The organism is Acinetobacter sp. SK-43 (genome assembly GCF_015351505.1).
In the GTDB taxonomy this organism is placed as follows: Bacteria; Pseudomonadota; Gammaproteobacteria; order Pseudomonadales; family Moraxellaceae; genus Acinetobacter; species Acinetobacter junii.
In genome coordinates this window covers 57,775-75,629 of sequence record NZ_JADKPY010000071.1, presented here as the reverse complement: position 1 = coordinate 75,629, position 17,855 = coordinate 57,775, and the positions used below count along the sequence as shown (strand labels likewise).

Here is a 17,855-nt window from a genome sequence, read left to right as displayed (position 1 = left end):
GTATATTAGGGCTCTGTCACCAAACTGTCAAGAAGGTGGGGTGATAGTTTGTTCAAAATATAGCAAAACAGTTCTGCTGTCTTTTGCGTATCGTATAAAGCAGAGTGAGCTTCTTTACCATCAAACTCAATTCCAGCTTGAATACATGCTCTTGCCAATACAGTTTGTCCAAACATCACCGCGCTAAGCGTGACCGTGTCAAAAACTGAAAAACTATGAAAAGGATTTTGGTTTTTAGTTCCTGAACGTGCGATAGCAGCTTGTAAAAAACCTAAATCAAAGTGTGCATTGTGTCCAACCAGTACAGCATGTGTGCAATGCTGTGCTTTTCGGACTTCATTCAATGATTTAAAAATACGGCGTAAAGCACCGCGTTCATCTTCAGCCATTGCAACACGCATAGGATTGAAAGGATCAATTCCAATAAAGTCTAAAGAACGACGATCGAGATTAGCACCTTCAAATGGATTAATGTGTGCATGAAAAGCAGGACCAGGTATAAATTGTCCCTGTTGATCATAGACAATTGGGATACATGCTATTTCAAGCAAAGCATCCGTTTGTGAGTTAAAACCTGCTGTCTCAACATCGACTACAACAGGTAAGAATCCACGGAAACGTTGACCAATGACAGGAGCTTGGTTTTCTTCGTGTGTCACACTTTTCTCCACTGCAGTGTCTTACCTGCATGAAGTGGGATAATTTTTTGACCATCAAGATAATCAAATGATTCTGCAACGGTATTTTCTTCTTTCACCAACGTAATGGTTGATGTATTTCTTGGCAAGCCATAGAAATCAGCACCGAACATACTTGCAAAACCTTCCAAGCGTTCTAACTTGCCAACTTGATCAAATGCTTGTGCGTAAAGCTCAATCGCATTTGGTGCACTATAGCAGCCTGCACAACCACAAGCATTTTCCTTGGCATTTTGAGCGTGTGGCGCACTATCAGTACCTAAGAAGAATTTTGGACTACCGCTTGTTGCCACTTCTAATAAAGTTGTTTGGTGTGTTTGACGTTTTAAAATCGGCAAGCAATAGAAATGAGGCTTCACACCACCAACCAACATATCATTTCGATTAAAAAGTAAATGTTGAGGTGTAATTGTTGCAGCTACATTACGATCTTGTTCAAGAACAAAATTTGCTGCATCACTGGTCGTGATATGTTCAAGTACGACTTTGAGCTTAGGGAATTGTTTCAATAAAGGAGAAAGAATTTCATCCAAGAAACGTTTTTCACGATCGAAAATATCTACATGGTTATGAGTTACTTCACCGTGAAGTAATAAAGGGACTTGGTGTTCTTCAAGTTGTTCAATGACAGCATAAACTTTGCGAATATCACTAACGCCATTATCAGAGTTTGTCGTTGCACCAGCAGGGTAAAGCTTGATTGCATTTACAAATTCTGATTCTTTGATTTTTCTAACTTCATCAGGCGATGTAAAGTCAGTAAAATAAAGCACCATGCGAGGATCAAAATTTAAGCCTTCAGGTACATGAGTAAGAATACGTTCACGATACGCTACAGCTTCTTCTACAGTTTTGACGGGTGGAACAAGGTTCGGCATACAAATCGCACGTGCGAATTGTTTAGCCAAATCGGGTACTGTGCGTTTTAATGCTAAGCCATCACGTAAATGAGCATGCCAATCATCGGGTTGTAAAAGCGTAATAGTATTCAAGGTGAACTTCAAACTTAAAAATAATACAAATAATAATGCATAAAGTGTGAAAATGGTAACTACATTTACGGATAAGTGGTTAAGCAAAGTGCATGACAAAATGAGAAATTGTGTTATTTTTATCCAGCACAAAAATACATCACCATAAGAAGAGTAAAAAGGATGGAAAATCAATATGATCTTGATGAATTACAGAGGTCTAAAGAGGATCTAGAGCAGCTTGTTGCTCGACACTATAAAGGTCAAAAAAAACAAAAAACTTTACCAGCAAAACTAGAAGAAGATTTCTGGAAATTTAACATTGATCGCACACGTATTAATGCGATTCAGTTTTTTGGACAAGGTGTCATTACTTACACGATTTTTGTCTTATTAATCTTACCTTCTAACTATTTGGTTATTCGTTCCAGTCCTCATTTTATTGTTGATTTTGTTTATAGCATTTTAAGTTTACTCATCGTTGGTGCAGCATTATTTTTATTTTGGACTTTTTCTAGATTTAGAAAATTGAGCCGACTTTTTTATCCAGTTGCTTGCGTTATTGGCTTTTGCACAATTTTCTTTCCATCTTTATTGATGATGAGTGTGTCTAACGTTGTATTACAGAATCAGGCAATGGTACTGATTGCATTTTTGTATATGTTAGGCTTCATTCTGAGTGGAATAAAACCCAATCATATGCTGTGGATTGGAACACTGGCTGCAGTATGTATTTTATTATCCCTCTATTATTTTAATATACCGTGTGATTTTTTGATGCTTGGGCGCACGTTTATAGGAAGCTTGCTCTTAGGTTTTTCTATCAGCATCATGTTGACCTCAAAAGAAAGAAAACTATTTTTAAAAACTAAAATTTCGGAAATAAATGAGAGAATTCTCCGTTTACAAGCATCAGAACTTTTACATTTAAGCCAGCATGATGAATTAACAAAGGTTTCCAATCGACGAACTTTTGAGGAAATGTTTAGTTATTACTATGACATGGCTTGTAAAGAAAATAAGTCGATGTCAGTTCTGTTTATCGATATTGATTATTTTAAAAATTATAATGACTTTTATGGTCACCAAATGGGAGATCAGGTTATTTCATCTATAGCCAAGACCATTAAAAGTTCAATTCGGCACATGGACTTTATTGCGCGCTATGGGGGGGAGGAATTTGTTGTATTACTTCCTGAAACATCGGCTCAAGGTGCTTATGCCGTCGCAACGAATATTTATAAAGCAATTGATCGGCAAATGATTCCTCATGAAAAATCATTGGTTTCAAATCATGTCACGATCAGCTTAGGAATTACGGTATTTAATGGTAATCCTAAAATTAGCCAAGAATTATTGATTCATACTGCTGATAAAGCACTTTATAGAGCCAAACAATTAGGTCGTAATCAAATCTATTATCAGCCACTGCCTGTTGTTGAATAATTATAGAATTAAAAAAAGCCGAATCATAAAATTCGGCTTTTTCAATTATGAAATGATTGGAATTATTCAAGGAATTTTACAGTCACACCTGAGCGAACTTTGTTACCCAAATCATTTGCATCCCAGTTCGTTAAACGAATACAGCCATGTGAAGCTGTTTTAGAGATTAATGAAGGACTTGGAGTACCGTGAATACCAAATGATTTTTTACTTAAACCAATCCAAATATTACCCACTGGCGCGTTAGGACCTGGTGGTAAAGAAAGAGGTTTAAGGTTATTACCTTGAACAAAGTTAGACGGTGAATAGCTATACCAAGGATTTTTTGCAACGCCGACTACTTTATACGTACCAGTCGGAGAAGGCGTGTCAGTACTACCAATTGTTGCAGGAAATGAAGCAATCATTTGGTTGCGACTGTTGAAAAGATAAAGCTGACGAGCACCTTTATGTGCAACGATCAAGTGAATATCTTCTGGTAAATCATTACGCACATTGGCAACAATAATTTTTTCACCAGCTTTTTTGAAAGTTGCTGTTGGGTTGATCTTTTTCAAGAAGTTTTCATCCATATGAAACTTCTCACCCAACATTTCTGTTACACGTGTGTAATACAAACCTTTCATTTTTGCTTGTAAAGCATAATCAGAAGGAATTGATTCGGCATATGGACCTTTCAAATCTGCTTCTGTGATGGTGTATTCTACATATGCTGGTTTAGTTTGTTTCGCAACTAATGCATCCCAAGTTTCTTTGGTAAGTTCACCTGTTGGTGTTAAACCATTCATCTGTTGGAAAGATGCAATTGCTTTTAAGGTATTTTTACCATTTGAGCCATCAATTGCACCAGGAGAAGCATGTGCATTGTTTAGCATTACATGAGCACGCGCATATACTGGAAATTGACCCTTACCAATATTTTCATACCATTCTGAATTGTTCAGACTGTCTAAAGTCCAAGTAACTTTTGGTGCTGGAGTTGTATTGGTTGTATCAGGAGTATTTTCTAGTTTTGAAGAAACTGCTGAAGCAACACCTGTGTTTACTTGAGGATCAGAAACTGCATTATCAGCGACACTAGATGCTGGTTGAGCAACAACGCTTGAAGCAGCTGAACTTTCTACTGCTAAAGGATCAATAGGATCTTGAACAGGTGCCGAGATTTTTTTTGGATTTAAAGGTTGCTCAGTTGTTGGGGCAGCAAAAGCAACATTGGCAATAATACAACTTAAACTCATAGCGAGTAATGAGCGAACGAACATGTAATTCAACCTTAAGAATTATTCATATTGAGATATAAGATGTTGCAAGTATTACAGAAAATCAGTGAGCTTGCAGTAGCAGTTTTGTGTCTAAGTAAAAAAATAATGTAGGAAGTCTGAATTTTTGTATGGATTTGGAATTATAAAAATTGGATTAACTTTGTTATCATGCGTTTCACATGAAAAAATTTAGAGATTGGTAATGACAACGTTGAAAAATGATCGTTTTTTACGAGCTTTGCTACGTGAGCCTGTAGACACCACACCAGTGTGGATGATGCGTCAAGCAGGGCGTTATTTACCAGAATATAGAGCAACTCGTTCACAAGCGGGTGATTTCTTATCTCTTTGTAAAAACACTGAATTTGCTTGTGAAGTTACTTTGCAACCGTTGCGCCGCTATGAGTTGGATGCTGCGATTTTATTTTCTGATATTTTGACGGTTCCAGATGCGCTTGGATTAGGGCTGTATTTTGAAACAGGTGAAGGCCCAAAGTTTCATAAAACAGTACGGACAGAGCAAGATGTTGCTAACTTGCCGAAATTAAATTCAAAGTCTGATTTAGCCTATGTGATGAATGCTGTGTCCACGATTCGTTCTGCATTAGGTGGTCAGGTCCCTTTAATTGGGTTCTCTGGAAGTCCTTGGACTTTAGCAACTTATATGGTTGAAGGTGGCTCAAGTAAAGAGTTTCGTTTCACTAAAAATATGATGTACGCGCAACCAGAAGTGTTACATGCATTACTTGATCATCTTGCAGATTCAGTAATTGATTATTTGAACGCACAGATCGATGCAGGTGCGCAAGCGATTCAAATCTTTGATAGTTGGGGCGGAGCACTTGCACATCGAGAATATGTGGAATTCTCATTGAACTATATGACAAAGATTATTGCAGGGCTTCAACGAGAAAAAGATGGTCGCCGAATTCCGATTATTGTCTTTACCAAAGGTGGTGGGCAATGGTTAGAGACGATGCTAACTACAGGTGCAGATGCATTTGGCTTAGATTGGACGACACCTCTTTATACTGCACGCGAAGTTGTAAATGGTCGTGCAGCATTACAAGGAAATCTAGATCCAGCGGTACTTTATGGATCAGCAGCATTAATTGAAAAATCTGTAAAAGCGATGCTCGATGACGCTTATAAAAATGGTGAAAAAACAGGATATATTGCAAATCTTGGTCATGGTATTACTCAATGGGTTGATCCAGCTCAGCCGAAGATCTTTGTAGATACTGTCCATGCATACAGCCAGAAATATTTAGGTTAATCCCTTCGAATTTTTCATGATTAAATTGATTAGGATCATTTCGTGCATTTGATTGGATTAGCTTTAAATTTTGGAACTAAGGCAGCTTCGGCTGCCTTATTTGGATTGTTACTTTTAATCGCTTTTGCAGTAACAGCACCGATGGGAAGCCAAGAATATTATGGTTTCTTCCGTTATGATTATCTATTGTTTTATGCATTGAGCATTCAAGTCTGCCTAATCTATTTAAAGTTAGAATCTTGGGCAGAGGCAAAAGTGATTGCTTTGTTTCATATCATGGCGATGGGGATGGAAATTTTCCTAACCCATCCAGCAATTGCTTCTTGGCAATATCCACAACCTGCAGTATTCAAACTATTAACTGTGCCTCTATTTGCGGGTTTTATGTATTCAGCTGTTGGTAGTTTTTTTGCTCGTTCATTGAGATTATATAAAGTTTCTTTTGAGAACTTGCCAAGATTTGCAAATATGTTGTGTTTGGCAGTTTTATCCTATTTAAACTTTATGACTAAGTTTTTTATTCCAGATTATCGGTTGGTTCTATTTGCATGGAGTATCATTATTTTCTGGAAAACAAAATTATATTTTCAGTTAAGTGATTCACGGTTCAAAGTGCCGATGCTTCCAATCTTACTTTTACTTGCATTTTTGATTTGGATTGCTGAAAACATTAGTACATTTTATAAAATTTGGCTGTATCCAAGCCAAGTTGATGCTTGGCATATGGTCGGATGGGGGAAATTGGGGTCTTGGTATTTATTATTACTCTTAAGTTTGGTTTTGGTATTAAAAATTTTAGGACAACGAGATAAAAAGGGAACTTGGCAGTTAAACTAGCTCAAGAGTTAAGTTTAAAATGAAGTGATTATTAACTTCTATATAAATATTTCAACTTTATTTCAAATTTTATTTGCTAAAAAAAGCTATCCTCGTTATTTTAATTTACGTGCGTATAGATTTAATGCTAAGCACGATAGTGATAACAAATACCAATAAATAATTGATACTGGAGATCTTTCCTATGTTAAAAAAAATTGCATTAGCAGCTTTGTTAGCAGCTGGTTCAAGTGTAGCTATGGCAGACAATGATGTTGGTTGTGGTGCTGGTACACAAATTTGGGCAGGACAAAAAGGTATTGCACCTAAAATCCTTGCTGCAACTACAAATGGTATTTTTACTAACCAGTTATTAGGTATTACTTTCGGTACTTTAGGATGCCGTCAAGGTGGAACTGTTACGGCTCAAGTCGTTACATTTACAAATGAAAATGCTGAATCTTTAGCGCGTGATATGGCAGTAGGTCAAGGTGAAAGCTTAAACGTACTTGCTGAACTTATGCAGATCAAAGCAACGGATAAAGCGCGTTTCTTTGCTGTTTCTAAAGCAAATTTTGCTGAAATTTACTCAAGCAAAAATAAGAATACGCTTCAAGTTTTAGATTCTTTACAAAGTGTAATGGCGAAAGACGCTGTACTCAAAGCTTATGTTTAATACGTTTGAACATAAAACCCTGTCTTAATGGCAGGGTTTTCTTATAGATAATTTATTCTTAATAATCTTAAAATTTGCGACTGAATGAAATTAATAACTTGTACCATTGCTACTTTAATGTGCCATTTTGCACATGCTTCAGTTGAAACCGATATACAAAATTATTTGAAGATTGCTGAGCAGAAACAACTGCATCAAGACATCACATGGCAACGCCTAATGTATGCTGACCAATCGCAAAAAAGTGAGGTTGCTTATGATGGATATTTTTATGCAAAAGATGGAAAAAATAATTTAAAAAATGAATTACAAGCTGATGTAAAAGCTCTATTTATTAATACTGCTGAGAATCAATCGATTCGTTGCAAATTTCCAGCTCGTAGTCGTTGGTTGATCCAACAACTTAATATTGATACCGAAAAGCTTCCAATCGTGAAGTGTCCTGAGTTTGATCAATGGATTAATCAAATTAAACCACATAAAGCTACGTTGATTTACGCAACTGACTTTATGGGTAATCCAAGTTCGATGTTTGGACATACCTTACTGCGTTTAGACCCTAAAGATCAGAAACAACTGAACTTAGTTTCATACGCAGTAAACTATGCAGCGACAGTCAGTGGTGAAGATAATTGGTCATATGCTTGGAAAGGTCTAACAGGGCAGTATCCTGGTGAATATTCTTTAATGCCTTACTATCGTAAAGTAAAAGAGTATGGTGACTTTGAAAGTCGTGATTTGTGGGAGTACGAGTTAAATTTAACTCCTGAAGAGACTCGTTTCTTAGTCGAACATATTTGGGAAATGCAACATGTGAGTTTTCCTTATTATTTCGTAAGTGATAATTGTGCATATCGTTTGCTTGGATTAATTGATTTAGTTCGTCCGAACTTAGACTTAAAAAAACAATTTAATTATGCTGCAATTCCGATTGAAACGTTAAAAGCAGTTGATCAACAAGACTTAGTCAAAGAGGTGGTCTATCGTCCAGCCTTGGAAACTCAATTGTTATCACAAGCAAAACAGCACGGTACACCACTGGCTAAAGTTGCCCATCAAGTTGCATTTCAAGATGTGGAAAAAGCTCAACCATTATTAGAAAAATATAACCAACACGATCAAGCAAAAATCTTAGAAATGGCATATGACGATTTGTATCTGCAATATATCAGTCGTCAAGTTGATGCAGACTTTGCACAGCCGCAGCTAAGACAACTTCTTGCCGAGAGAAGCCAAATTGATGTTGAAAAGCAACGTCAAGAGCCTGAGCGTCCTAAAAAGCAACCTGTTGAAGGACACCATGCGCGAAATCTATCTGTAAATGTCGGTGAACTACAAGGACAGAAGTTTATCGAGTTAGGACATCGTCAGGCTTACCATGATCTGATTGATCCTCAAGGTGGTTATCGTTTAGGTACTCAATTATTGTTTTTAGACGGTAATATTCAATATCGTGATGATCAACTCAAGCTCGAACATTTAGATTTATTGACTGTAAATTCGTATAACCCTATTCAGCCTTTTAAATCACCCATTACTTGGGGATTTAATTTAGGTTGGAAACAAGAAGCTCTAGATCAAGGGAATTTTAGTGATGATCAGCAGCATGGTGTTATGAACCTAAATATGCAGGTCGGCTACAGCTTAGCTGATTATGATCGTCGACATTTGTGTTATGCCCAAATGCAAAGTCATTTTCAAGGTGGTCGTTCTCTTGATAAAGGTTGGCGAGTTGGTTTAGGGCCAACGGTTGGTTGTATGAACAAATGGACGGACAATATTAATAGTGTTGTGCAAATTGAATTGCCTTACTGGGAAGATCAAAGTCACTGGAATCTAAGAGTCGGTTCTCAACTCCAATATAGTTTAAATTCAAATAATGCTTTAAGGTTGAATTGGGACTTCGAACAGCAAGATCATAAAGACTGGAGTAAAGTCGGTTTGGGTTATGTTTGGTTCTTCTAGGATTAAATTTTAAAGAGTTTGATAGATAAAAATCTATCAAACTTCAACAATAACAAAGTATTTTTTTACAGCTTCAATTACTTCAAATGTACCCACAAATGCAGGTGGGATAATACCTGCATGGCCCGCAGAAACTTCAATATATGAATCTGTTTTGGGATCATGAATACGAACAACACCTTCAATGACTTGAAAGAACTCTTGTTTATTGTCTGCAAACTGAATGTTCCAAGCACCCACTTCACATTGCCAAATTCCACATCCCATATGTGGGTGTGTATATAAGTCATAGGTAAGACGTTGTGGATTGCCCTTAACCAAACGATCAGGCCGAGGATAATCAATGCTGGCTTCAGATTGAATTAACTCACCAAAGCCTGCTAATTGGATTGAAGACATGACAATGCTCTGATTAATAACTTTCAGGGACAGCGCTTAAAAACTCACGACGTGCATCTTTGTCCGTTTTAAAATCACCCACAAAAGAAACAGTACGAGTGGTAGATTCTTGCTTACCAACACCGCGCATCATCATACACATATGTGCAGAATCGATCACTACAGCCACACCACGTGCTTGTGTCACCTCGGCAACAGCTTCAGCAATTTGTTGTGTTAAGTTTTCTTGAATTTGCAAACGGCGCGCAAACATTTCTGTAATACGTGCAAACTTAGATAAACCTAAAACCTGACCTTCAGGCAAATATGCAATGTGGACACGACCGTAAAAAGGGAGTAGATGATGTTCACAAAGTGAATAAAACTCAATATTTTTAACCAATACCATTTCATGGTTATCGGATGGAAAAACCGCACTATTTGTAACTTCTTCAAGTGTTTTACTATAACCAGAAGTTAAAAAAGAAAAAGCTTTAGCCGCACGCATAGGCGTATCTTTGAGGCCAGGACGATTCAAATCTTCGCCAACGGCAGTTAAGATATTTGCGTACGATTGCTGCATAGACATAACAATGTTCACTTAGGTAGGTTGAACAAAACGGGAATTGTATCAGAAAACGATTCAAAAACTTAATTTTGAGTCAAATGCCGATTATTGTTTGTACTTTGGATTCTTTTCTGCACGTTTTAGTAGCACGAGAACAGCACCCGTACCACCTTGATTTTCAGGTGCACTGACAAAGGCAAGTACATCACGATGTTGTCTAAGCCAGCCATTTACATAGGTTTTTAAAATCGCTTCAGGACCTTTACCATGAACAATTTTGATGACATTTTGATTTTCGTCTTTAGCCATCTGAATGATTTGTAAAACTGCGGCGCGTGCTTGCTCGACAGTACAACCATGTAAATCTACAGCTTCAAACCAGCGAATTTTACCTGCTTTTAAGTCTTCAAATACTTTGTGCTGTAAAGTTGCAATTCGATAGCTTAATGCAGCTTGGCTTGCCACAGGATTTAAAATCGCTTGAGTATCTGAAATCTCAGTGAGTTCCTGTTCAGCGCTACCTTCAGCTGCTGCACGTTTTGCAAGGGTTTGCGCATCAATTTTTTTTACGCGTTTTGGTTTGATTTGTGCAATGTTACCATTATCAATTGGCTTTACGCCTGTTAAGGCTTTTTTAAAAAGCTCAGTATCTTCCATTTCTTCTTCAACAGCTTGAGATTTTTTCATCTCTGCTTGTTTAACAAGATTGCTGGATTGAGGATTTGAGATTTGCTTTTTAAAAGCTTTCAGTAAATTAAACTGATCTTTAGAAAGCGAAGAATCGTTTTTACTCATAAGGTTTAAAACTTAAGTATAGATAGGTGACTGTATTTCATGAAATATGATTTTACTTGTTACTATAGTAACATACGTGTGAAATATAAGTTTATATAGGTTGATGATGAAAAGACAATTATCAGAATCTGAAAAATTAGAAGTTCAAAAGCAGCAGCAGGAGCAAGATGGTTCATTGAGATGTTTTATTTCAGGTGAAGTGATTGTATTGGGGCAAGATGAGGTTGAATATGATCATATATTACCTTATGCAAAACAAGGTGAAACTGATTTATCGAATATTCGGATTGTAAAAAAAGAATATAATCGTAGAAAATCAGATCAAACACTGTATGAAGTTCGAGATAATTTAAAACTTAATCAGCTTTTTATAAAAAAGAAGAATCAGATTAAGCTACAAGATATTTTTGCATTAAAAAATATTGTTAATAGTACAATGCATTGTGTGATTGAAAATAATCAAATTTTGATTGATGATGGTGTTGATAAAAAAGGTTATTTTTTATTGTTTGATGATATTTTAAAAGTTTATTATTTCTATGGGCGTATTCCGATTAAATGGCTAGAAAATGATGATCAAGAAGGATTACAGCCGAGAGTAATTGATTATAAAAGGCTAGTTGCATTAAGAGATCATTTAAAAGATCATCCACAACTTGCACCTTCTATAGCACGGTTGGTGCATAATAAATTTAAATTATTCGATGGGCAACATAAACTTGCTGGACAAGTCTTGAATGATATCAAAGAAGTTGATATTAAAGTTTATATCTCCCCTGACGATCCTCAAAAAACTAAACAACTCTTTGATGATTTAATGATCACTAATCTTGAAGCACATTCAAAGCATAAACAAATCCCATTTTATACTTCGACTTTATTAGATCGCTTATCGGTAATTTATAAAGAAATGGTGGATGAGTTTAAAGAGAAAGAACCAATAGCGAAACATTCTGAAGAGAATTTAATAAAATTCTTGGTGGTAAATAAACAGCAAAATAAAGCTGACGCAAAAAATATGCTAAAAAGTGCGATTATTACAAATGCAATTGAACTATCAGCATTAAAGCCATTTACAGCGGAAGCATCAAAAGATGCGGCATTTGCACTCTCGATTGATTTATTGAAAAAAAATATTTTTCCCAATTGTTTATATTTAGAACCTTCTGCGGCAAACTTTCAGTCTATTGGTGATCATCGAGATAATGAACTTGAAAATTTCAAAATGTTTGCAACTTTATTGGTCGAATGTGGTTATTTAAATGATTGGGTACAAAATGTTCGTGGAAAAGATCTCAATGATTTAGAGCTAAAAGCTCGCCGTATTTGGCATAAAGGTTCAGTTGCAACATGGTCGACTTATTTAAAGAGTATATTTAATATTGCATTTAATCATCTCACAGAAGAAGATCGCCAAAAGTTGCTTTATCGAGAGTTAATGAGCAATGAACAAAAAGAACGAATCGAAGTCTGTCTAAAAAGATTATTTGATCACCCATTTTGGGATGAGCCGAAAGGAGAAATAGATAGTTTATTAAGTTCATCTACAAAACAAAGCGATTTATTTGATCGAAAAGGTTTAACAGAGTTTTATGTAGTCACGGGAAAAAATAAATAATAAGAAAATAACCAAGCAAATCATATTATTTGCTTGGTTGAATCAAGTGTTTAATTAAATATTTTTGGTTGCCCAAACAATTCACCAAACGCTACATCTGGTTTAGGCTGTTTCATAAAGCTCTCACCAACTAGGAAAGTATGAATATCATTTTCCTGCATCATTTGGACATCAGCAGGAGTGGCGATACCACTTTCAGTGACTAAAACACGAGAAGCAGGTAACAACTTCTTCAAACGGATAGATGTATTCAAATCTACATCAAAGGTTTTAAGGTTGCGATTGTTCACACCTAAAATGCATTGTTCAGAGAGTTTTAATGCACGCTCTAACTCATGTTCATCATGTACTTCGACCAGTACATCAAGCTGATGTTCAAATGCGGTCTTCGACATTTCTTCAAGTTGTTGATCAGATAAACATGCCACGATTAACAAAATACAATCTGCATGTAAGGCACGTGCTTCAACAACATTATAAGGATCAATCAAGAAATCTTTACGTAGCGCTGGTAGGGAACAATGCTGACGCGCAATTGTAATATTCTCATCAGCACCTTGGAAAAAGTCTACATCTGTTAAAACAGAGAGACATGCTGCACCTGCTTGTTCATATTGCTGTGCAATTTCCGCAGGATTAAAGTCTGCACGAATCACGCCCTTGGAAGGTGATGCCTTCTTGATTTCAGCGATAACAGCGGGACGTTTGTGTTGTAAAGCATTCGCAAAACCACGAACAGGTGTTGCTTCTTTTGCCCACTGTTCTACATCATGCAAACTACGTTGTTTTAAACGTTCAGTAAGCTCCTCATGTTTGCGGTCAACAATTTTACCTAAAATGGTATTTTGAATATCGATCATGAGAAGTCCTTAGTCAGCCTGATATTGTTTCAATGTTTTAGTAAATTCAGCCAAGATACTCATTTTTTCCAAGGCTTGACCGCCATAAAGAATATCTTGAGCGAGTTCAACTGCTTGTTTATATGTTTTAGTCATGCCAGCCACGTAAATACCAGCACCAGCGTTCAAAGCAATCATATTTGCTGCTTTTTCGCCAATTTCAGATTTATCTCGACTCAAAGCATCCTTGATCAACTTTAAACTTTCTTCTGAGCTATTCACCACCAAACCTGTAAGGGTTTGCGATGGGATACCTACTTCATCAGGTGTAAGTGTCCATTCAGTGATTTCACCATCTTTAAGTTCAGCCACAGTAGTTGGCGCAGCAAGACTGATTTCATCTAAACCATCTTTAGAATGTACAACCATTACATGTACTGCGCCGAGTTGTTTTAAAACTTCTGCGATTGGTCGGCAAAGTTCATCTGAGAACACACCTATGACGAAACGATTGACACCAGCTGGATTGGTAAGAGGGCCGAGTAAATTAAAAATACTGCGAATACCTAGCTCACGACGTGGAGCAACCGCATAACGCATTGCTTTGTGATGATTCGGCGCAAATAGAAAACCTACACCAATTTCACGGATGCAACGTTCAGTTTGCTGCATATCCAAATCAAGTTGGATACCCATCTGTTCAAGTACATCAGAGGAACCAGATTTACTCGATACACCACGATTGCCATGTTTCGCAATGGTTGCACCAGCGGCAGCAATTACAAAACTAGATGCTGTAGAGACGTTAAATAAATTTTGACCATCGCCACCTGTACCAACAATATCAACCAAATGTGGAATATCACTGACATCAATTTTAATCGCAAACTCACGCATGATACGCGCAGCCGCAGTTATTTCATCAATACTTTCACCCTTCATACGCAAGCCCATCATCAATGCGCCAATTTGTGCATCAGTTGCTTCACCTTGCATGATACTGCGCATTACATCTTCCATTTGAGGTTGGGTAAGATGAATATTTTTAGTAATGTGATTCAGTGCCTGTTGGATATTCATAGTCATGAGTTACAGCATTAGGATTGATTAAAATTTGAAAATAACCTGATTTGGTCGCAATTGGTTCGGTATGACGAAAGAGTAATACTTGAGCTAAAAGCTAGAGAGTTATGTTATCAGAAAATAAAGTGGATTTTATATGCTTTGAATAAAAAGCTGATATGCTCTAAATTTAGACATATTGCTATAATTTTCCACTATTATACTTGGTTAATAAAAATTGAATTAATTAATATTTTGATGAGAATGTCGATATGTACGTCAGTCAACTTTTAAATTATCCAGTGAAATCTTGTAAAGGAAATCAACTATCTGAAATGGAGATTGATAGTTTTGGACCAAAATGGGATCGTCGATGGATGCTAGTTGATGGCGATGGTCGTTTTGTAACTCAGCGAAAAATTGCTGAAATGGGGCAAATAGGAGTAACTGTTTCATCAGAAGTTATCCGCTTTGATTATCACTCTGAACATATGGAACTCAGTTTAATTGAGGCTCAGGGGTATAAAGACGAATGCCTTGTAACTGTGTGGCAAGATCAGGTAAAAGGAAATCGTATTGATCATCCTGTGAACGATTGGATCAGTGATAAATTAGGCAAAAAAGTACAGTTGGTTTATATGCCACAGGAAACGATTCGCCAAGTCGATCTTGAATACGCACAATTTGGAGATCGTGTAGGTTTTGCAGATGGTTTTCCCTTTTTGATTTTAAGTGAGGCATCTGTCCAATTTCTTTCCGAAAAAGTTGGATATCCATTGGATGTACGACGTTTTAGACCCAATATTGTCATCTCTGGTTGTGAGGCTTTTACAGAAGACACATGGCAGCAAATACAAATTGGTGAAATTGTATTTGATCTAGTTAAACCATGTTCACGCTGTGTCATTCCAACGATTGATCTTAATACTAGTCAAAAGCAACCTGAAGTCATGCAGGCGATGTTGGCTTATCGAAAACAAGGTAATAAGGTAATGATGGGGCAAAATGCATTACATCGTGGAGCAGGTAATATCCGAGTTGGAGAAGAGGTTAAAATTCTCTGATACAAATGATTAAATTAAAAAATAATTTGTAATAAAAAAACCAATCACAAATAGCATGATTGGCTTTTATGACCTGACAAATCTTAATCCTTAGTAACGGTATCTCTAACACCTAGTAGTTGACTTGTTGCTATACCAGCTGTCATAGATCCATTTACGTTTAGCGCAGTGCGTCCCATATCAATTAATGGTTCAATTGAGATAAGTAAAGCGACTAATGTTACGGGTAAACCCATAGCTGGCAATACGATTAAAGCTGCGAAGGTTGCACCACCACCGACACCTGCAACTCCAATCGAGCTTAAAGTCACAATTACGATAAGTTGAGCAATCCATAAGGGGTCTAAAGGGTTGATACCAACTGTTGGTGCCACCATGACTGCAAGCATTGCAGGATATAGTCCCGCACATCCATTTTGACCAATGGTCGCGCCGAAAGAAGCTGAAAAACTAGCAATACCTTCTGGAACGCCCAGTTGTTTTGTTTGAGCTTCAATATTCAGAGGAATACTTGCAGCACTGGATCTGCTGGTAAAAGCAAACGTTAAAACAGGAAAAACCTTTTTGAAAAACTCGATGGGATTTACACGGACAAATAGCAAAATCAACGTATGGACGATGAACATAATCGCAAGACCCAAATAGGACGCGACAAGAAATTCACCTAGTTTCACGATATCAGCAACATTTGCCGTAGCAACCATTTTTGCCATTAATGCGAATACACCATACGGTGTAAATTGCATGACTAAACGAACTAAGCTAATGATTAATGCTTGTAGAGCTTCAATTCCATTTCGAATTCTCTCACCATTGAGTGAATCTTTATCCATCAGCTTAAGTGCTGCAACCCCTAAAAAAGCAGAGAAAATTACAACACTAATAATTGCGGTTGGACGAACTCCAGTCAGATCAGCAAAAGGATTTTGAGGAAGTAGCGAAAGTAATAACTTGGGAATATCAAGGTTGGTGACTTGACCGATATAATCAGTTTGAATTGCAGCAAGGCGGGCGGTTTCTTGAGTGCCTTGAACTAAGCCCTCGGCGGTTAAACCAAATAAATTGGTCACACTAATTCCGACAAAAGCAGCAATCGCCGTGGTAAACAATAAAATACCGATAACGAAACTACTTATTTTACCGAGCGAAGTCGTTTGATGAAGTTTAACAACTGCACTTAAAATTGAGATGAAAATAAGTGGCATGATCACCATTTGTAACAGTTGAACATAACCATTACCAACTAAATTAAACCACGTCACTGACTCTGCAATAATTTGATTGTCAGCATAAATCGTTTTTAATCCTAGACCATAAACGATACCGACACCCATACCGATGAGCACTTTTTTTGCAAGGCTCCAATCTGGTCGATAAGTAAAAAACAATCCTGCCATGAGCAAGAAAAATACAATAATATTCAATAAAACCAAGGTATTCACAATAAGGCTATCCTGATTGGTATTTCAGGGGGGAGATAAATAAAAAATAATATTCAGATTCTATCATCCAGTTACCCTGAAGCTTAATCATTCCTATGACTATAGTTAATCTAAAAAATTAAAAAGGAGTCTAAATTGTCAGAAACCTATGTTTTAATTTTCTTTTGAAAATGCATGAAAAGTTGATTAATTATTGAAAAAGAATGAATTGTTCTAAATAAATGTTTCTTGTTTGATTTTAATGCTGAAAATTTAACCAGTTTGTATAAGTTATATATTGATTTTATATGTTCAAAATAAAAACAGCCTATTCATAAAATAGGCTGTTTAAAGAATGAGAATTTGTTAATTCTTGCGATTATGCATAAATATCCAAGAAGTTTTTAAAAATCTGATGCCCATGTTCGCTTAAAATTGACTCAGGATGGAATTGGACGCCTTCAACAGGTAAGGTTTTATGCTTCACACCCATAATTTCTTCAATCGTGCCATCTGGTTGATTAGTCCAGCAGGTAACTTCTAAGCAATCAGGCAGTGTTTCTTGTTCAATCACAAGAGAATGGTAGCGAGTAGCAGCAAAAGGAGAGGGTAAATTACTAAAAATACCTTTATCACTATGGTGCATATCAGATAAACGACCATGCATGACTGTTTTAGCACGGATAATATTGCCACCAAAAGCTTGTCCAATCGCTTGATGCCCTAAACAAACGCCTAGTAATGGAATTTTTCCAGCAAAATGATTGATCGCAGGTATCGAAATCCCAGCTTCAGTCGGTGAACAAGGACCAGGGCCAATCACTAGGTATTTAGGCTGCCATCGTTCGATGTCCTCTAATGTCACTTGATCATTACGAACAACTTTTACTTCTTGATTCAACTCGCCAAAGTATTGAACGATGTTGTAAGTAAAACTGTCATAATTGTCAATCATTAGAAGCATGATTATAACCTTTTGAAAATATGCACTTTATTGTGC

17 protein-coding genes are annotated in these 17,855 nt (G+C 36.7%); 7 read left to right on the top strand and 10 right to left on the bottom strand.

From position 1 onward, the window contains the following. Positions 1 to 5 precede the first annotated feature (5 nt). Positions 6 to 671, bottom strand: a complete 666-nt coding sequence (rnt, locus tag IRT38_RS13435; protein WP_004912370.1) for a ribonuclease T — start codon at positions 669 to 671, stop codon at positions 6 to 8. Further along, positions 656 to 1,690 carry a dihydroorotase gene (pyrC, locus tag IRT38_RS13430; RefSeq protein ID WP_194597976.1) on the bottom strand — a complete coding sequence of 345 codons (1,035 nt, stop codon included), beginning with the start codon at positions 1,688 to 1,690 and terminating at the stop codon, positions 656 to 658. The genes rnt and pyrC overlap by 16 nt, the downstream gene beginning before the upstream one ends. 162 nt (positions 1,691 to 1,852) lie before the next feature. On the opposite strand from pyrC, the gene IRT38_RS13425 reads away from it, so the two are divergent. Continuing rightward, complete coding sequence (locus IRT38_RS13425) at positions 1,853 to 3,115, top strand: GGDEF domain-containing protein (protein WP_194597975.1); 1,263 nt, start codon at positions 1,853 to 1,855, stop codon at positions 3,113 to 3,115. 62 nt (positions 3,116 to 3,177) lie between these two features. On the opposite strand, the gene IRT38_RS13420 is transcribed toward IRT38_RS13425, so the two are convergent. Further along, positions 3,178 to 4,377, bottom strand: coding sequence for a L,D-transpeptidase (locus tag IRT38_RS13420; RefSeq protein WP_194597974.1), 1,200 nt, complete (start codon positions 4,375 to 4,377; stop codon positions 3,178 to 3,180). A gap of 202 nt (positions 4,378 to 4,579) precedes the next feature. Between IRT38_RS13420 and hemE the strand changes: the two genes are divergently transcribed. From hemE to IRT38_RS13400, 4 genes are all read left to right on the top strand, one after another. Beyond that, a complete protein-coding gene (gene hemE, locus IRT38_RS13415) occupies positions 4,580 to 5,653 on the top strand; it encodes a uroporphyrinogen decarboxylase (protein WP_194597973.1) in 1,074 nt (357 codons plus the stop codon). Positions 5,654 to 5,695: 42 nt separating this feature from the next. Further along, the gene (locus tag IRT38_RS13410) at positions 5,696 to 6,490 is read left to right on the top strand and encodes a DUF817 family protein (protein WP_194597972.1); all 795 of its coding nucleotides are present in this window, start codon (positions 5,696 to 5,698) and stop codon (positions 6,488 to 6,490) included. 184 nt (positions 6,491 to 6,674) lie between these two features. After that, the gene (locus IRT38_RS13405; protein WP_004912357.1) at positions 6,675 to 7,145 is read left to right on the top strand and encodes a DUF3015 family protein; all 471 of its coding nucleotides are present in this window, start codon (positions 6,675 to 6,677) and stop codon (positions 7,143 to 7,145) included. A gap of 84 nt (positions 7,146 to 7,229) precedes the next feature. Then, entirely contained in the window at positions 7,230 to 9,110 is a 1,881-nt protein-coding gene (locus IRT38_RS13400) for a DUF4105 domain-containing protein (RefSeq protein ID WP_194597971.1), read from the top strand. A 36-nt stretch (positions 9,111 to 9,146) separates the two neighbouring features. Here IRT38_RS13400 and IRT38_RS13395 read toward each other — a convergent pair whose 3' ends face one another. The 3 genes from IRT38_RS13395 to IRT38_RS13385 all read right to left on the bottom strand — a co-directional run bounded on the left by IRT38_RS13395 (position 9,147) and on the right by IRT38_RS13385 (position 10,851). Beyond that, positions 9,147 to 9,509 carry a cupin domain-containing protein gene (locus tag IRT38_RS13395; RefSeq protein WP_087540557.1) on the bottom strand — a complete coding sequence of 121 codons (363 nt, stop codon included), beginning with the start codon at positions 9,507 to 9,509 and terminating at the stop codon, positions 9,147 to 9,149. A gap of 13 nt (positions 9,510 to 9,522) precedes the next feature. Next, positions 9,523 to 10,071, bottom strand: a complete 549-nt coding sequence (gene folE / locus IRT38_RS13390; RefSeq protein WP_017397502.1) for a GTP cyclohydrolase I FolE — start codon at positions 10,069 to 10,071, stop codon at positions 9,523 to 9,525. Positions 10,072 to 10,161: 90 nt separating this feature from the next. Continuing rightward, positions 10,162 to 10,851 (bottom strand): Smr/MutS family protein, encoded by a 690-nt coding sequence (locus IRT38_RS13385; RefSeq protein WP_004955223.1) that lies wholly within the window; start codon positions 10,849 to 10,851, stop codon positions 10,162 to 10,164. 106 nt (positions 10,852 to 10,957) lie between these two features. Here IRT38_RS13385 and IRT38_RS13380 point away from each other — a divergent pair, with 106 nt between their 5' ends. Continuing rightward, positions 10,958 to 12,469 carry an HNH endonuclease domain-containing protein gene (locus tag IRT38_RS13380; RefSeq protein WP_194597970.1) on the top strand — a complete coding sequence of 504 codons (1,512 nt, stop codon included), beginning with the start codon at positions 10,958 to 10,960 and terminating at the stop codon, positions 12,467 to 12,469. Positions 12,470 to 12,519: 50 nt separating this feature from the next. Here the strand turns inward: IRT38_RS13380 and trpC are convergent, their stop codons facing one another. Together trpC and trpD are read right to left on the bottom strand one after the other, a co-directional pair. Then, a complete protein-coding gene (gene trpC / locus IRT38_RS13375; RefSeq protein WP_194597969.1) occupies positions 12,520 to 13,329 on the bottom strand; it encodes an indole-3-glycerol phosphate synthase TrpC in 810 nt (269 codons plus the stop codon). Between the two features lie 9 nt (positions 13,330 to 13,338). After that, positions 13,339 to 14,388 (bottom strand): anthranilate phosphoribosyltransferase, encoded by a 1,050-nt coding sequence (trpD, locus tag IRT38_RS13370; RefSeq protein WP_035338689.1) that lies wholly within the window; start codon positions 14,386 to 14,388, stop codon positions 13,339 to 13,341. Between the two features lie 254 nt (positions 14,389 to 14,642). Between trpD and IRT38_RS13365 the strand changes: the two genes are divergently transcribed. Then, entirely contained in the window at positions 14,643 to 15,434 is a 792-nt protein-coding gene (locus IRT38_RS13365) for an MOSC domain-containing protein (RefSeq protein ID WP_194597968.1), read from the top strand. Positions 15,435 to 15,517: 83 nt separating this feature from the next. On the opposite strand, the gene IRT38_RS13360 is transcribed toward IRT38_RS13365, so the two are convergent. Next, on the bottom strand, positions 15,518 to 16,876 hold the full coding sequence (locus IRT38_RS13360; RefSeq protein ID WP_194597967.1) for an L-cystine transporter: 1,359 nt from the start codon (positions 16,874 to 16,876) through the stop codon (positions 15,518 to 15,520). Between the two features lie 358 nt (positions 16,877 to 17,234). Then, complete coding sequence (locus tag IRT38_RS13355) at positions 17,235 to 17,819, bottom strand: anthranilate synthase component II (RefSeq protein WP_004912335.1); 585 nt, start codon at positions 17,817 to 17,819, stop codon at positions 17,235 to 17,237. Between the last annotated feature and the right edge of the window lie 36 nt (positions 17,820 to 17,855).

Bases quoted from the DNA above. Each gene is read 5' to 3' on its own strand.
- IRT38_RS13395 (WP_087540557.1), bottom strand. From the start codon at position 9,509: ATGTCTTCAATCCAATTAGCAGGCTTTGGTGAGTTAATTCAATCTGAA.
- IRT38_RS13365 (WP_194597968.1), top strand. From the start codon at position 14,643: ATGTACGTCAGTCAACTTTTAAATTATCCAGTGAAATCTTGTAAAGGA.
- IRT38_RS13405 (WP_004912357.1), top strand. From the start codon at position 6,675: ATGTTAAAAAAAATTGCATTAGCAGCTTTGTTAGCAGCTGGTTCAAGT.
- IRT38_RS13380 (WP_194597970.1), top strand. From the start codon at position 10,958: ATGAAAAGACAATTATCAGAATCTGAAAAATTAGAAGTTCAAAAGCAG.
- trpC (WP_194597969.1), bottom strand. From the start codon at position 13,329: ATGATCGATATTCAAAATACCATTTTAGGTAAAATTGTTGACCGCAAA.
- trpD (WP_035338689.1), bottom strand. From the start codon at position 14,388: ATGAATATCCAACAGGCACTGAATCACATTACTAAAAATATTCATCTT.
- folE (WP_017397502.1), bottom strand. From the start codon at position 10,071: ATGCAGCAATCGTACGCAAATATCTTAACTGCCGTTGGCGAAGATTTG.
- hemE (WP_194597973.1), top strand. From the start codon at position 4,580: ATGACAACGTTGAAAAATGATCGTTTTTTACGAGCTTTGCTACGTGAG.
- IRT38_RS13400 (WP_194597971.1), top strand. From the start codon at position 7,230: ATGAAATTAATAACTTGTACCATTGCTACTTTAATGTGCCATTTTGCA.
- IRT38_RS13420 (WP_194597974.1), bottom strand. From the start codon at position 4,377: ATGTTCGTTCGCTCATTACTCGCTATGAGTTTAAGTTGTATTATTGCC.
- IRT38_RS13355 (WP_004912335.1), bottom strand. From the start codon at position 17,819: ATGCTTCTAATGATTGACAATTATGACAGTTTTACTTACAACATCGTT.
- IRT38_RS13425 (WP_194597975.1), top strand. From the start codon at position 1,853: ATGGAAAATCAATATGATCTTGATGAATTACAGAGGTCTAAAGAGGAT.
- IRT38_RS13385 (WP_004955223.1), bottom strand. From the start codon at position 10,851: ATGAGTAAAAACGATTCTTCGCTTTCTAAAGATCAGTTTAATTTACTG.